This window comes from Thermodesulfobacteriota bacterium, assembly GCA_040753795.1.
Lineage (GTDB): Bacteria > Desulfobacterota > Desulfobacteria > Desulfobacterales > Desulfosudaceae > JBFMDX01.
Window position 1 is genome coordinate 32,624 of the sequence record JBFMDX010000024.1, and the last position, 14,808, is coordinate 47,431.

General features: G+C 57.3%; 13 protein-coding genes. 11 read left to right on the top strand and 2 right to left on the bottom strand.

Annotation, left to right across the window (positions count from 1 at the left end):
• Positions 1–3 precede the first annotated feature (3 nt).
• The 11 genes from AB1724_18575 (at position 4) to holA (ending at position 12,533) form a co-directional block, all read left to right on the top strand.
• Entirely contained in the window at positions 4–1,875 is a 1,872-nt protein-coding gene (locus AB1724_18575; protein ID MEW6079819.1) for a GNAT family N-acetyltransferase, read from the top strand.
• A gap of 52 nt (positions 1,876–1,927) precedes the next feature.
• Positions 1,928–2,623 carry a 16S rRNA (guanine(527)-N(7))-methyltransferase RsmG gene (rsmG, locus tag AB1724_18580; GenBank protein MEW6079820.1) on the top strand — a complete coding sequence of 232 codons (696 nt, stop codon included), beginning with the start codon at positions 1,928–1,930 and terminating at the stop codon, positions 2,621–2,623.
• 165 nt (positions 2,624–2,788) lie between these two features.
• On the top strand, positions 2,789–2,989 hold the full coding sequence (locus AB1724_18585; GenBank protein ID MEW6079821.1) for a cold-shock protein: 201 nt from the start codon (positions 2,789–2,791) through the stop codon (positions 2,987–2,989).
• 196 nt (positions 2,990–3,185) lie between these two features.
• Positions 3,186–3,470: an RNA-binding protein gene (locus AB1724_18590; protein ID MEW6079822.1), complete on the top strand. Its 285-nt coding sequence runs from the start codon at positions 3,186–3,188 to the stop codon at positions 3,468–3,470.
• A 404-nt stretch (positions 3,471–3,874) separates the two neighbouring features.
• Positions 3,875–4,333 (top strand): hypothetical protein, encoded by a 459-nt coding sequence (locus tag AB1724_18595; GenBank protein MEW6079823.1) that lies wholly within the window; start codon positions 3,875–3,877, stop codon positions 4,331–4,333.
• A 12-nt stretch (positions 4,334–4,345) separates the two neighbouring features.
• The gene (locus tag AB1724_18600; GenBank protein ID MEW6079824.1) at positions 4,346–5,740 is read left to right on the top strand and encodes a hypothetical protein; all 1,395 of its coding nucleotides are present in this window, start codon (positions 4,346–4,348) and stop codon (positions 5,738–5,740) included.
• A 156-nt stretch (positions 5,741–5,896) separates the two neighbouring features.
• Positions 5,897–6,802 (top strand): DMT family transporter, encoded by a 906-nt coding sequence (locus AB1724_18605; GenBank protein ID MEW6079825.1) that lies wholly within the window; start codon positions 5,897–5,899, stop codon positions 6,800–6,802.
• A 135-nt stretch (positions 6,803–6,937) separates the two neighbouring features.
• Positions 6,938–9,733: an isoleucine--tRNA ligase gene (gene ileS, locus AB1724_18610; GenBank protein MEW6079826.1), complete on the top strand. Its 2,796-nt coding sequence runs from the start codon at positions 6,938–6,940 to the stop codon at positions 9,731–9,733.
• A gap of 22 nt (positions 9,734–9,755) precedes the next feature.
• Positions 9,756–10,262, top strand: coding sequence for a signal peptidase II (gene lspA, locus AB1724_18615; protein ID MEW6079827.1), 507 nt, complete (start codon positions 9,756–9,758; stop codon positions 10,260–10,262).
• Position 10,263: 1 nt separating this feature from the next.
• Entirely contained in the window at positions 10,264–11,040 is a 777-nt protein-coding gene (gene lgt / locus AB1724_18620) for a prolipoprotein diacylglyceryl transferase (protein ID MEW6079828.1), read from the top strand.
• Positions 11,040–12,533 carry a DNA polymerase III subunit delta gene (gene holA / locus AB1724_18625; protein ID MEW6079829.1) on the top strand — a complete coding sequence of 498 codons (1,494 nt, stop codon included), beginning with the start codon at positions 11,040–11,042 and terminating at the stop codon, positions 12,531–12,533. Before lgt ends, holA begins: the two co-directional genes overlap by 1 nt.
• Here the strand turns inward: holA and AB1724_18630 are convergent.
• Together AB1724_18630 and AB1724_18635 are read right to left on the bottom strand one after the other, a co-directional pair.
• On the bottom strand, positions 12,517–13,956 hold the full coding sequence (locus AB1724_18630) for a TrkH family potassium uptake protein (protein MEW6079830.1): 1,440 nt from the start codon (positions 13,954–13,956) through the stop codon (positions 12,517–12,519). The two genes, holA and AB1724_18630, sit on opposite strands and share 17 nt — an antisense overlap.
• Positions 13,953–14,723 (bottom strand): MCP four helix bundle domain-containing protein, encoded by a 771-nt coding sequence (locus AB1724_18635; protein MEW6079831.1) that lies wholly within the window; start codon positions 14,721–14,723, stop codon positions 13,953–13,955. The genes AB1724_18630 and AB1724_18635 overlap by 4 nt, the downstream gene beginning before the upstream one ends.
• Between the last annotated feature and the right edge of the window lie 85 nt (positions 14,724–14,808).

Sequence of the window (14,808 nt, forward strand, 5' to 3'; positions counted from 1 at the left end):
ATCATGTATAAAGACTGGCTGAACGACCACTGCAGCGGAAAAATCGTCGTCGCCGAAGAGGCGATCTCTAAAATCAGAAGCGGTGACAGGGTCTTTGTCGGTACCGGCTGCGGGGAGCCCCAGCTGCTGATCAAGACCATGGTCGGCGAAGAAACGATCCAGGACATCATGGTCTACCAGATGCTGTCCTCGACCTTCGCCCAGTTTGTCGAAGACCCCTCTTTTTTAAGAAGATTTTTCCTCAAACTTTTTTTCATCAGCCGGGACATGCGCCAGGCCGCGTTCAACGGTAAAATCGAATATATTCCCGCCTATCTTTCCCAGATTCCCGGCCTGTTTTCCCGAGGCGCCATCGGGCTGGACGTGGCCCTGATCCAGGTCAGCCCGCCGGACAAATTCGGCTACTGCAGCCTGGGGGTTTCCGTGGACATCACCAAGGCCGGTACGGAAAACGCCAAACTGGTCATCGCCCAGGTCAACCAAAACATGCCCATGACCTTTGGTGACGGTTTTATCCACGTGGATGACATCGACTACCTGGTCCTGCATGATGAACCCCTGGTGGTGGGTTTCCGGGATATTCCCGACAACGTCGTGTCGCAGCGCATCGGCTTTTATGTTTCCCAGCTGGTCCCGGACGGCGCCACTCTGCAGATCGGGTTCGGCCAGTTGCCCAACTACATTCTCAAACACCTGGCCAACAAAAAAGACCTGGGACTGCACACGCAGCTCATCACCGACGGCATGATCCCTCTTTTCGAGCAGAAAGTCATTACCAACCGGAAAAAAACACTGCTGCCGGGACGGGCCGTGGCTTCACTGTGCATGGGGACACCGGAACTCTACGAGTATGTGAACAAAAACCCGGCCTTCATCTTCCGCTCGTCGGAGTTCGTCAACGACCCCACCGTCATCGCCCGCAATGACAACCTGGTATCCATCAGTTCGGCCCTGGAAGTGGACCTGACGGGTCAGGTCTGCTCCGACTCCATGGGATACCGGTTCTACAGCGGCATCGGCGACCAGGTCGATTTCCTGCGGGGCAGTGCCATGTCCCGGGGCGGTTTTTCCATCATCGCCCTGCCCTCGACGGCCCAGAAAGGTCAGGTCTCGCGTATCGTCTCCCACTTGAGCGAAGGCGCCGGCGTGGCCACCACCCGCGGCGATATCAATTTTGTCGTGACCGAATACGGCATCGCCGAGCTTCAGGGCAAGGGCATCTATCAACGGACCATGGAACTGGCCCAGATCGCCCATCCCAAATTCCGGGCAGACTTGATCAACGTCGCCAAGAGGCATCATTACATATTTCCCGATCAGTTGCCCCCGATTCAGGAAGACCTGATTTTTCTGGAGGATTACAAGAGTACCCTGAAGCTTAAAGACGGACGGACCATTGAAGTGCGGCCGGTGCTGCCGTCGGATGAATTTTCCTACCGGAACTTCTACTACTCCCTCAAAGGCGAAACCATCTATTACCGGTTTTTCCATAAAAAGCGCATTTTCTCCCATGCCATGCTGCAGAAGCAGTGGTCAGCGGTGGATTATCGCAAAAACATGTCCCTGGTCGGGCTGGTCCGGACCAAAGGCCGCAAGGAATTCATGGCCATCGCCTCCTACGCCAGAGGAGACGACGACACCAGAGCCGAAGTCGCCTTCGTAGTCCGTGAAGATTACCAGGGCCTGGGCATCACCTCCTACCTGCTGGAGCAACTGGAAAAGATCGCCATTGAAAACGGCTATATCGGTTTTACCGCCACCGTTCTGGCGGACAATACGGCCATGCTCCATATTTTCAAGAAACGGTACCCCAACGCCAAGTTCGCGCGGGAAAGCGGCAACGAAATTACCATTACCATGGATTTCGAGCGGTGAGCATTGCGGTAACCGCCTTCTGTTCGTTCCACGATCATTTCGGTGAATAAAAATGAACGTTCCCGACTGGGATGAGTGGCAGGCATTCATCCTTGAGCAAGCCGCCGTAATGGGACTGCCCGTCACGGCGGCCCAGACCCGCCGGTTCGCCCTTCACGCCGGTGAACTGCTCCGCTGGAACGCGAAAATCAATCTCACCGCCATCACCGACCCGATTGAAATGGCGGTCAAGCATTTTCTGGATTCCCTGGCCCCCTCAACGTATATCCCTCACGCCACCGCTCTGCTGGACATCGGCACCGGCGGCGGTTTTCCGGGTATACCGCTGGCGGCCTTCATTCCGTCTCTGGCGGTCTCCCTGCTCGACGCCACCCTGAAAAAAGTCACTTTCGTCCGGCAGGTGATCCGGCAACTGGACCTGACCAATGCCACCGTTTTTCACGGCCGGGCTGAAACCCTGTCAAATGAACCGGCCTTCCGGCAGGCCTTTGACACCGTGATCTGCCGGGCCTTTGATTCCCTGCCCGCATTTGTTTCCCTGTCCCATGGCCTGGTCCGGCCGGGCGGACGCCTGATTGCCATGAAGGGAAAACACGCCGGCAGTGAAATCGCCGGCTTGAACGACCTGGCCCTGTCCATGGACGGAAAATCCGTTAAAGCGGCGGACCTGTTCTCCATTGACATCCATGAATACGCCCTGCCCGTTCTGGGAGACCGGCGAGCCCTGATCATTCTGACCGGGAAATAAAAAAAATACTTGCTTTTCCCGAAAAGTATGTTAATTTGCAAAAAATCAACTTGGCTTCGCTGATATTGGCGAAGCGGTTTTTCTCTGAAGGAACTTTTCTTTCCAGCCTGTTGGATCCTCCAGTGTAAAATCTTGAGCATTACTTTATAGAAAGGAGGAATCAGCATGAGCAATGGAACAGTCAAATGGTTCAACGATCAAAAAGGGTTCGGTTTTATTGAACAGGAAAACGGGCCCGATGTTTTCGTTCACCATTCCGGAATCAACGCCAGCGGTTTTAAAAGCCTCAAAGAAGGTGATCGGGTTTCCTTTGACCTTGAGCAGGGGAAAAAAGGTCCGGCCGCTATCAATGTTACGGTAATTTAAGTTTTCAATAAAAAAGGACACGGCTCCACAACCGGAGCCGTGTCCTTTTTTTCAGTATGGCGCCTTGAAGAAAGGCCGCCCCCCGCCGCCGGTTATCGATTCCGGCAAAAATCCGCGCAAAAATCATCAACAGCGGGTCCAATCCGCGCCCCCCTGCAAAAGCATAAAACAACTTACCAGCGAAAGGCATTCCACCATGAATATTTATCTCGGGAATTTGTCTGACAGCGTCACCGAGGAAAAGCTGACATCTTTGTTCGCGGCATTCGGAACCATCGAAAGCGTTAAGTTGATCAAAGACAGAATGTCCGGCAGATCGAAGGGGTTCGGCTTTATCGAAATGCCCAGCAACTCCGAAGCGGATCAGGCCATAAAAGCACTGAACGGGAACCTCGTCGATGGCAGTTATATGAAAGTCCGGCCGGCGGATCCCGGTGGAAAAAAGCGAAAAAAACGCCCCTTCCGCCGGAGGGACTATTAACCCGATATTTCGCATGTCAGCAACGACGATATGCCTATCCCCCCAATATACATCCACCCATCGACGGCACCAGGTGTGCCGGCCGCATCGGACAGCCATACCCGCTGATCATCGATAAGAACCGGAAAAACTAAAAATCATCCACCGGATTCCAGCCCGGTCATTTCCCTTTCCGGCGGGCCGCCAGTCCGCCTGCAGGGACTCAAGCGGATGAAAAACAACAACGGGTGAATATACTGTTGACGGACGGCGTTGAATGCGATATAAAAATTATAATAAAAATAAACAATTATCATTTATTTTTCATTCTTACCTTATCCATTGAAATCATATTTCCTGCTGATGCGCAGGGAATAGAGGTGTACTGACATCATCGATCATCAAGCGTAAAGGAGGAGGAAGAAATGGACCCCATCAGAAGACGAGGTTTATTCCTGGCCTGGACAGCGACGGTTTTATTGCTGTTGTCCGGCAGCGGCTTCAGCCAGGAAAACATTCCGACCGGCATTTCCGTTATCGCCAACCCGTCCGTAACCGTTACCGCCATTGACAAAAACACCTTGAAAAAACTTTTCACGGGCCAGCAGGTGACCTGGGGCGATGGCCGGCCGGTCAAAAGCGCCCTGCTGACGGAAGGGGAGACGCATGACCGGTTTGTCGGCGGCTATCTTGACAAGACCCCCAGCCAGTTCCAGACCTACTGGCGGAAAATGGTCTTTACCGGACAGGGCATTCAGCCGCCTGCATTCGACAATGAACAGAAGCTGATCGAGTACGTTGCCGGAACGGAAGGCGCCATCGGTTATATTTCCTCTTCCACCACGGCGGCCGGAACCAAAACGCTTCAGGTTACAGACAAGTAAAAGGAGGCCACCATGAAAAAAATTCTTTTTATACTGTTCATCTGCCTGGGAATGGCTGCCAACACTGGCGCGGTGGAACTGTCCGGTGGCGAACTTCACGGCTTTATATCTCAGGGATACTTAAACAGCAGCGACAATAATTTCCTGGCCCACGATACCGAAGACGGCACCATGGAATACATGGAAATGGGCATTAACTATAACAAATGGTTAACCCCGGGACTGTCGGCCGGATTCCAGCTCTTTGCCAAGGATCTGGGCAAGGCTGAAAATCAGGAGGTCAAACTGGACTGGGCCATGCTTAACTACCGCTGGAAGCCATGGCTGGGGGCCAAGGCCGGAAGGATGAAAATGAAAACCGGCCTTTACAACGACACCAGGGACATCGACATGGTCCGGCCCTGGGCATTGCTCCCCCAGAGCGTTTATCTGGAATACTTCCGGGATCCCTCCCTGTCAATTGACGGCGGCGATCTCTACGGCACCGTTCCGGCCGATGGGGTGGGCAGCTTTTCCTATGAAATTCAATATGGAACCCAGGACCTGAACCCGGACCGGGACAGCGCCATGACCCTGTATATCGAAGACGTGAGCACCTTTGTCCCGGACAAAACCGATGATTATGATGTGGACAGCCGTTCCGTCTTCAACCTGGAGTGGGCCGCCCCCCTGGAGGGACTGGTCATCGGCGGATCTTACAACGACGCGGATATGTCCATGGATTCTCATTTCACGGAGGACACCCTGGGCGGACCGCCCCTGGTCAATGTCAACACCGTCTTTGATCCCGTTTCCGGCGCCACCACCGTGACCGCCACCGTGACCACCATGGCGGTCAATGCCGGGGACCGGCTGGAAACAAAATTCAAGGAATGGGAGCAGACGAATTATTACATTAAATATACCTGGAAAAACCTGGAACTGTCCGGTGAATGTTTTCATCAGGACCAGAAACAGGAGATTACCATTAACTCCACCGGTGACGTTATCGCCACCACGGACACCACCGTCATTCCGGCGGCCGGGCCTCCGACCACCACCACCACCGTCAATGTCCTGGGCAGCGGCTGGACCGATTCCATGACCACCGAGCGGGAATCCCTGGGCTATTATGTCGCCGCGGCCTACCGCTTCTGCGACTGGTTCCAGCTGGGCGGTTACTATTCCGCGGCCTATCCGGACAAGAACGACAAGGACGGTGACGATCTTGAGGCGGCCGGCAAAGAAGATTACCAGGCCTGGCTCAAGGACATTTGCGTAACCCTGCGGTTCGATGTTACCGCCAACTGGGCCTTCAAGCTGGAAGAACACTTCATGGACGGAGCGGCCTACCTGAATCCGGAGGATAACGATGATTTAAAACAGCACTGGACCCTGACGGTCGCCAAGGCCAGCTACATGTTCTAAACCGGAGCAGCGATCTCCGCGATCAATAAAAGCGCTCCATGCCGCCGATAAAAAACCGGCTGGAGCGCTTTTTTATTAATGACATGGCCATGCCAGCTTTTACGACTTTATCAACAATGATGCGATCGTAAAAAAGTCTTTTGTGAGCGACGTCCCATGAAACCCGGCGTTCATCTCTCTTTATCCCATCGACTGTCCCCTCGCGCCGTCGGGTGGCTGGGATATACCTGCGTCTTTGCCTCGGCCATCTGTTTTTATTTCGCCACGGCCGTCATCCGGTGGGCCGCCGCCGAAACGGTCATCGACGCTTCCTACTTCAGTTTTTTCCGCTTTCTGCTGGGGTTTTTGGTTATCAGCACCGTCATGGTCATCCGCCGGCAGGGACCGGTTCCCCGCAAATACAGCCTGCTCCTGGGAAGAGCGGTTTACAACTGTATCGCCGTCTACTGCTTTTACAAGGCGGTGGAGACCACGTCCGTGGCCGAGGGCAATATCATGAACATGACCTATCCCGTTTTTTTAACCGTATTCTCCTGGTTTTTCTTAAAGGAGCAGCGGGATATCCCCATGATCGCCATGGTCGTGATCGCGTTCGCGGGGATCTGGCTTATTCTCTCCCCGGGCCTGAAAACCCCGACGACCAGCCTCTGGGGGGTTGCCTCCGGCATCACCTCGGCCCTGGCGATCCTTTATCTGAACCTGAGCCGCCAGTATCATGATTCTGAAACCGTCCTGTTTTACATGTTCGGCATCGGCTGCGTCATCATGTACGGCGTGTTTCACGAAAAAATATTTCTGCCCGATAAAAATGAATTCTACTTCCTGATGATTTGTTCCCTGTTCGGCACCGCCGGGCAGTACCTGCTGACCTTCGGATTTCGGTATGTGACGGCTGTGGAGGGGAGCGTCATCTCGTCGTCCCGAATCCTGATGGCGGCGATCCTCGGCCCCTGGGTGGCCGGTGATCCGGTCCTTTCCGTTGGGGGCTGGATCGGGGCGCTGCTGATCTTTTTCGCCAACGTCATGCTGACCCTCCGGCGGCACGGAAAAGAGCAGCCATAAGAATACGCTTCGGCCGGGGCGACAGGGGCGGTTCGGCCGTCCAGCCAAGGCCCGCGGGCCGATATATTTGCTTGACACCAAAGGGCTTTCCGCTTTAGATAGGGCGAGTTTATATCCTTATGACCGGAGGAAATCATGGATTACAAGAAAACGCTGAACCTGCCCTCGACGTCGTTTCCGATGAAGGCCTCTCTGGTCCAGCGTGAACCGGAGCAGTTAAAGCAGTGGGAAGTTGAAAACCTGTATGAAAAGACGAAAGCCGCTTCCCGCAACAAGCCTAAGTTCATCCTGCACGACGGCCCGCCCTACGCCAACGGCCGGATTCATATCGGACACGCCTTAAACAAGATTTTAAAGGATTTCATCGCCCGCAGCCGCCGCATGACCGGGTACGACGTGGACTATATTCCGGGCTGGGACTGCCACGGCCTGCCCATCGAGCACAACGTCGACAAGGAACTGGGGGCGAAAAAGAACAGCCTGTCCCAGGTGGAAAAAAGGGACATCTGCCGCCGCTACGCCCGGAAGCATGTCGACATCCAGCGGGAGGAGTTCAAACGGCTGGGCGTCATGGGCGACTGGGACAACCCTTACCTGACCATGAACAACGAGTATGAGGCCGTCATCGCCCGGGAATGCTGCCAGTTCGCCATCAACGGCAGCCTGGCCCGGAGCAAAAAGCCGATCCACTGGTGCTGCAGTTGCCGGACGGCCCTGGCCGAAGCGGAAATCGAATACGCCGACGCGCCCTCGCCGTCCATCTACGTCAAATTCCCGGCCAGAGACGACCTGTCGGACCTGATCCCGGAACTAGCCGGAAAACCGGTGGCCATCGTCATCTGGACCACCACGCCCTGGACCCTGCCGGCCAACCTGGCCGTGGCCCTGCATCCGGAATTCGAATACGCGGCCGTGGAGACCCCGGACCACGGCGTGCTGATCCTGGCCGCCGAACTGGTCGACCGCTGCCTGGCCGCCTTCGGCATCACCGGCCATACCTTACTTAAACGTTTCCCGGGGACGCTGCTGGAAAAACGGCGCTTTTCCCATCCTCTTTACGACCGGGCCGCCACCGTCGTTCTCGGGCATCACGTCACCCTGGAAGCCGGCACCGGCTGCGTCCATACCGCTCCCGGGCACGGCGCCGAGGACTACGAAGCGGCCCTGGCCTACGGCCTGGACATCTACTCCCCGGTGGACGACGGCGGCCGCTTTACGCCGGACGTGGAGCTTTTCGCCGGCCAGTTCGTGTTTGACGCCAACGCCGCCATCATGGAGCGGCTGGCGGAAAAAAACGCCCTGCTCAAGCAGGACACCTTCACCCATTCCTACCCGCACTGCTGGCGCTGCAAGCGGCCGGTCATCTTCCGGGCCACGGCCCAGTGGTTTGTCTCCATGGAGAAAAACGACCTGCGGAAAAAGGCCCTGGCGGAAATCGACAAGGTCAAATGGATCCCCGCCTGGGGCCGGGAACGGATCTACGGCATGATCGAGAACCGGCCGGACTGGTGTATTTCCCGCCAGCGTTCCTGGGGCGTGCCCATCACCGTGTTCTTCTGTGAAAAATGCGGCGCCGTGCTCATGAACGAAACCATCCAGCGGAAAATCTTCGACCTGTTCAAAGAACGCGGCTCGGATGCCTGGTTCGAGGAGCCGGCGGAAACCTTTATCGGCGCCGATGCCGTCTGCCCGTCCTGCGGCGGCCAAGACCTGATCAAGGAAACCGATATCCTCGATGTCTGGTTTGATTCCGGCGTCAGTCACGCCGCGGTCCTGGAGATGCGGGACAGCCTGGGCTGGCCCGCCGACCTGTACCTGGAAGGCAGCGACCAGCACCGGGGATGGTTTCACAGTTCCCTGCTGACGGCGGTCGGCACCCGGGGGGCGTCCCCGTACCGCGCTGTCCTGACCCACGGCTTCGTGGTCGACGGCGCCGGAAAAAAAATGTCCAAGTCGGTGGGCAACGTCGTCGCGCCGGACAAGGTCATCAGCAAGTACGGAGCCGAAATCCTGCGGCTGTGGGCGGCCGCTTCCGATTACCGGGAAGACATCCGCATATCCGACAACATCATCAACCAGCTCAGCGAGGCCTATAAAAAAATCCGCAACACCTGCCGCTTTCTGCTCGGCAACCTGAACGACTTCTCGCCGGCCGCGGATGCCGTTCCCCTGGAACGGATGACCGCCGTCGACCGGTTCATGCTGTTTTCCCTGGCGCAGTTGATCAAAACCCTGCGGGAAGCCTATGAAACCTGCGAGTTTCATGTCGTCTATCACCGGCTCTATAATTTCTGCACGGTGGACCTGTCCGCCTTTTACCTGGATATCATGAAGGATCAGCTTTACACGGCGTCACCGACCGATCCCGGCCGGCGCAGCGCTCAAACCGTCATGTTTACCATTGCCAGCAGCCTGGCCCGACTCATGGCGCCGATCCTCCCCTTTACCGCCGAAGAGGTCTGGCGCTATCTGCCCCGTGAGCAGGAAAGCGTCGACAGCATTCACCTGTCATCCCTGCCCGAAGCCGACGCCGCCTGGGAAGACCGGGAACTGGCCGAGGAATGGAAGTTGCTGCTGAAAATCCGCGGGGAAGTCACCCGGGCGCTGGAAACGGCCCGGGCCGCAAAAAGCATCGGCCACCCCCTGGACGCCCAAGTGATCATCAGCGCCGAAGGTGAACCGGCCCGGGTGCTGACCAGGTACGCCGGCGAGTCGAGACAGTTGTTCATCGTTTCCAGCGTCCTGCTCAAGTCCGGGGATAAAACGACCGGTGCTTACGAAAGCCGTGAAATTGAGGGTCTGACCATCGCGGTCGGCCAGGCCCCGGGGACCAAATGCGAACGCTGCTGGGTGCATGATGAAACCGTCGGCGCGGACCAAACCCATCCGGCCATCTGCCGGCGATGCCGGGACGCCCTGGCCAGAATCTGAAAAATCAGGAGCCGAACAAGACATGTCGACCGGGCCGGAGCCATCAGCCTTAGCCAAACGCCTCATCATCGTCATTGTTGCCGGTTTGACGGCGGCGCTGGACCAGGCGAGCAAATACCTGATCATCCAGCAGGTCTGCCTGCACCAGACCATCACCGTCATCCCGGGGTTCTTCAGCATCACCCATATCCTCAACCCCGGCGGCGCCTTCGGTTTCATGGCCGGCCAGTCTCAGGTGGTCCGCTCGCTGCTGTTTATTCTCGTTTCCCTGGTGGCCACGGGGTTCATTCTCTATCTGTATGTCCGGACACCCCGGCGGCATCCCTTTCTGCTGACCGCCCTGGCCATGATTTTCGGGGGTGCCCTGGGTAACCTGGCGGACCGAATCCGCAAGGGCGCGGTCGTTGATTTTCTGGATTTCCATGTCAGCGGCCTGCACTGGCCCGCCTTCAACCTGGCGGACAGCGCCATATCCGTCGGCATGGCCGTGCTGCTGTATTACATCATTTTCAAGAAGGTACCGGTCTGACATGCATCCCGTTCTCTTCAGAATCGGCGGTTTTACCGTATACACCTACGGATTTTTCGCGGCCCTGGCCATGATGGCCGGCCTCTGGTTCATCCTTTACCAGACCAGAAAGTGGGAACTCCCCACGGACCAGATCTCCGACCTTTTTTTCTACAGCATCATCGCCGGGCTGGTGGGCGCCAGATTATTTTACGTGCTGCTCAGCCTGCCGACCTTTATCGCCGATCCGCTTGAAATCTTCCGCATCTGGAATGGCGGTCTGGTGTTCTACGGCGGATTTCTGACCGGTCTTGTTTTCGTCGCGGTCTATATCCGATACAAGAAACTGCCGGCGGGCAAAATCATGGATATGATCGGCATGGGCATGCCCCTGGCCCACGGGGTGGCCAGAATCGGCTGCTTTTTCGCCGGATGCTGCTACGGCAAGCCCAGCGGCCTTCCCTGGGCCGTCTCCTTCTGCCATCATGAGACGTTGGCCCAACCCGTCTGCGTTCCCCTTCATCCCACGCAGCTATACTGCTCACTGGGTAATTTCCTGATCTTTCTGATCCTGCTGCGGTTAAGCCGCACCGGCCGTTTTTCCGGAAGATTGATTTTCATCTATCTTATGATCTACGGACTGTTCCGCACGTTTGTCGAAATCTTCCGGGGCGACGAAAGAGGCGCGCCCGTGGTCGACTTTCTGTCCACCTCCCAGACCATCGGCCTGACCATGGCCGCTTTTGCCGCCGTCTGCCTGACGATCATCGCCATCCGTAACAAGCGCGACAACGGGTAATGACCGAAATCTCCTACAAACAGTTCAAGCCCCATATCACCGCCGACTTCTCTCCCGCGCCGGTTTACCTCATTTACGGCGAAGAGTACCTGTACAAATCCGTTTACGCCGAACTGGTCGCCGCCATCGTTCCCGAAAACCGGAGGAGCTTTTGCCTGGAGGAACTGGACGGGACGGACGACAACGCCCATGAGGCCATCGAGCGGGTCAATACCTTCTCCCTGGACGGCGGGGCCAAGGTGATCGGCTTTGTCGACGCCAACATTTTCTATTCCAAAGAAGATACCGCCTCCCTGATTCAGCGCTTGAAAACGGCCGTGGCGGACGGAAACCTTCGCAAGGGGACGGAGCTGTTCCTCAAGCTCCTGGCCCTGCTGGACATCGCCCCGGATACCATGACCGCCGATGACCGGCAGCGCCTTCTCCAGGCGGAAACCGGTTCTCTGGACGCCGATCCGTCCTGGCTGGACGCCGTCATCGCCTGCTGCCGGGACCGGCGGCAGGGCAGTGCCGCGGCCGCCGACGCGGCCGGCGCCCTGTCCGCGGCCATTGAAAAAGGATTCGCCCCGGGTAATCACCTGATCATCACCGCCGAAACCGTCGACAAGCGGCGGAAGCTCTATAAAGCGATCAAGGACCATGGGATCGTCATCGACTGCGGTGTTCCCGCCAGGGACACCCGGGCGGACCGGGCCCGCCAGGAAGAGGCCCTGTCCGAAACCATGCGGGCCGTTCTCGGTCCCAAGGGCAAAACCATGGGCCCGGACGCTTTTGCCGCCCTGCGGGATATGACCGGTTTCAATCTGCGGACCTTCCATAACAGCCTGGAGAAGCTGGCCGCCTTTACGGGCGAGCGTTCGGCCATTACCGCCGCGGATGTGGCCGCCCTCATGACCCGGACAAAAAAGGATCCCATTTATGAACTGACCGGCGCCCTGTTCGACAAGAATGGCCCCCAGGCCCTGTTCCTGCTCGGCAGCCTGCTTTCCGGCGCCGAGCCCATTCATCCGCTGCAGGTAGTCGCCGCCATCGTCAACCAGACGAGAAAGCTGCTGGTCATCCGGGATTTCATGGACGGCGCCGGGAAAAAAGCCTGGCGCCCGGGTATGCCCTTTGAGGGATTTAAACAGCAGACGCTGCCGGCCATCGCGGCCTACGATGACCGGTTGCGGGAAGCCATCCGGCGGCAGGAGGAAGCGCTGTCCGGCCCCGCCTCCGGCAAAAAATCGGAAAAACAAAAAACGGTTTCATCGGACCTGCTCATCGATCCGAATCCGGCCAGCCCCTTCCCCACTTACAAAACCTTTCTCAAGGCAGATAACTTTTCACGCCGCGAACTGCTGGCCGCCCTGACGGCCATGGCCGAAACGGACCGGAGCCTGAAAAGCAGCGCCGTGGATCCCCGGTTGATGCTGGAAACCCTGATCATCCGGATCGTCAGGCCGGACCTCCGCCGGGGATTGCGCCCAGCCGGAATTACTTCCACCGGGTGATGGTAAAAAAGAGAATCAGGCCAAAAATCTCCAGACGTCCCACCAGCATGTCCAGGGTCAGGATCCACTTGACCGCCCCCGGCATATGACCATAGTTGGCCATGGAGCCGACGGTCCCGAACCCGGGCCCGACACCGCCCATGGCAGCCGTCGTTCCGGAAAACGCGGTCAGGAGGTCCACCCCGAACAGGGTGATGGCGAGCGTCGAAACAAACAGCACCAGCAGATAAAGAAGAATAAAAGTCAGAACGGTTTCCGCCACGTCATCGTCCACCACGGACTGACCGGCCCGGATCACCACCACCGCCTTGGGATGGCGCAGCTTCACCATGCGCCGTCTGACGACTTTCCAGAACAGGATCAGCCGGTCGGCCTTCATGCCGCCGGAGGTTGAGCCGGCACAGCCGCCCTGGATCATCAAGAAAATGATGACCAGCTGGGCAAAAGGCGGCCAGACGGCGCTGTCGGCCGAGGCAAAGCCCGTGCTGGTCCCCTGGGCTATCACCTGAAAGGCCGCGTGCCGCCAGGCATCGATCCATCCGGGGTAGATGCTGCCGTGCAGGTTTACCGCCACCAGGATGACGCCAATCACCAGGGAGGCCGTATAATAACGGAAAACCGGTGACTTCAGCAGATCACCGGGATGACCGGTGACGCACTGGAAAAGAAGGCCGAAGTTCACCGCTGACAGGAACATGAAGGCAATAACCGTTATTTCGATGACCGGGCTGGAATAATAAGCAATGCTGGTGTTTTTAGTGGAAAACCCGCCGGTGGCGATGGTGGCGAAAGCGTGAGCGACGGCGTCCAGGGGGCCCATGCCTTCGGCTATCAGGAGCAACGTTTCCATAAACGTCAGCCCGATATAAACGTACAGAAGGATTTTCAGTGTCTTTCTGGTCCGGTACTGCAAACTCTCCTGGGCCAGGGTGGACATCTCGTTGCGGTAGAGCACCAGGTAGGCGCCGCCCATGGCCGGCAGAATCGCCAGCACGAAAATAATGATGCCCACGCCGCCCATCCAGTGGGTGGCGGCCCGCCAGAACAGCAGGCCGGGCGGAAGGGCTTCGACACTGGTCAGGATCGAGGCGCCGGTGGTGGTATATCCCGAAACGCTTTCAAACCAGGCATTGGTAAAGGTGAACTCCCCGCCCCAGAGGACAAACGGCAACGCCCCCGCCAGGCAGGAGAGCAGCCAGCAGCAGACAACGATATACAACCCCTCCCGGTTGGTAATGTCGTCGGACGGCGGTACGAACACCAGCGGGAAAAGGCCGAAAAGAACGCTGACCACGGTGCTGAACAGCAGCGAAAAAAAAGCCCCGCCCCCGGTCGCCGCGGAGACAAGGGTTGAGATCAGAAGGAAAAAGGCGTTAAACAGCAGAATCAGGCCGAGGTAGCGGAGAATGATTTGCGGTCTCATGATGATTTCCGGCTGTTTTTGGGTCCGCCATAAAGAACCAGTTCTTGAATCGCTTCCGCCAGACGGGAAATTTCATCCCGGCTTTCAGTGCGGATGATCATCGGCTCACCGTCGCGGACATGGGAAGTAACCGCCCGGGTCAACCGGCGAATGGGCGCGATGACATAGAGGTTGATAAAAAAATTAAACACCAGCGTAAAGACAATGGCGGCGATAATGGCCACGATGCCGGGCATGATGGTCCGGCCGGCCTGATTCTGAAGCCCAACTGCCGTGTCGTGAAGGGCGTTGCCGTTCAAGGTCATCAGGTGGTTTACCGCGGTGGTTACGTTCTGAAGCGACGGATAGACCTCTTCCAGATACAACAATTTTTTATCTCGGCCCCGGCTCCCGGCCTCGAAATTGGACCAGGACGCGCGGAACAGAAGATAGGCTGTTTCCACCGCGTCAACGCTTTCCCTTTCTCCGGGGAGCGTGATGTTTTCGCGGGCCCGGGCAAAGGCCTGCTGGAAATCACCATGGGCCTTTTCCAGCGACTGCCAGCCGTCTTCCCGGTCTTTTAACGCCAGCATCAGTATGCCGCTGTGCTGCTCCTCCAACGCGTCCCTCATGTCCCGGGCGGCAACGATACTGATATAATTTTCTTCCAGCAGTCCCCTGACCGAATAGCGGATGCGATTGAGTTCGGCGATGGACACCAGGCCGGCGGCAAAGAGCATGACCGCCAGGATGAGAAAGCCGGAAAGGATTTTAAAACGGAGGTTCATGAATCACCTCTTGACGAGTCATACGTTCGTTCAGTTGGCCCCTTGTCGTAAAGCATCCGGTTTATAGCAGGAGCCGGACAGGGAT

Excerpts from the sequence above, each read along its gene's own strand:
- holA (MEW6079829.1), top strand. The coding sequence starts at position 11,040 with ATGACCGAAATCTCCTACAAACAGTTCAAGCCCCATATCACCGCCGAC.
- ileS (MEW6079826.1), top strand. The coding sequence starts at position 6,938 with ATGGATTACAAGAAAACGCTGAACCTGCCCTCGACGTCGTTTCCGATG.
- lspA (MEW6079827.1), top strand. The coding sequence starts at position 9,756 with ATGTCGACCGGGCCGGAGCCATCAGCCTTAGCCAAACGCCTCATCATC.
- lgt (MEW6079828.1), top strand. The coding sequence starts at position 10,264 with ATGCATCCCGTTCTCTTCAGAATCGGCGGTTTTACCGTATACACCTAC.
- AB1724_18585 (MEW6079821.1), top strand. The coding sequence starts at position 2,789 with ATGAGCAATGGAACAGTCAAATGGTTCAACGATCAAAAAGGGTTCGGT.
- AB1724_18635 (MEW6079831.1), bottom strand. The coding sequence starts at position 14,723 with ATGAACCTCCGTTTTAAAATCCTTTCCGGCTTTCTCATCCTGGCGGTC.
- rsmG (MEW6079820.1), top strand. The coding sequence starts at position 1,928 with ATGAACGTTCCCGACTGGGATGAGTGGCAGGCATTCATCCTTGAGCAA.
- AB1724_18630 (MEW6079830.1), bottom strand. The coding sequence starts at position 13,956 with ATGAGACCGCAAATCATTCTCCGCTACCTCGGCCTGATTCTGCTGTTT.
- AB1724_18590 (MEW6079822.1), top strand. The coding sequence starts at position 3,186 with ATGAATATTTATCTCGGGAATTTGTCTGACAGCGTCACCGAGGAAAAG.
- AB1724_18595 (MEW6079823.1), top strand. The coding sequence starts at position 3,875 with ATGGACCCCATCAGAAGACGAGGTTTATTCCTGGCCTGGACAGCGACG.
- AB1724_18600 (MEW6079824.1), top strand. The coding sequence starts at position 4,346 with ATGAAAAAAATTCTTTTTATACTGTTCATCTGCCTGGGAATGGCTGCC.
- AB1724_18605 (MEW6079825.1), top strand. The coding sequence starts at position 5,897 with ATGAAACCCGGCGTTCATCTCTCTTTATCCCATCGACTGTCCCCTCGC.
- AB1724_18575 (MEW6079819.1), top strand. The coding sequence starts at position 4 with ATGTATAAAGACTGGCTGAACGACCACTGCAGCGGAAAAATCGTCGTC.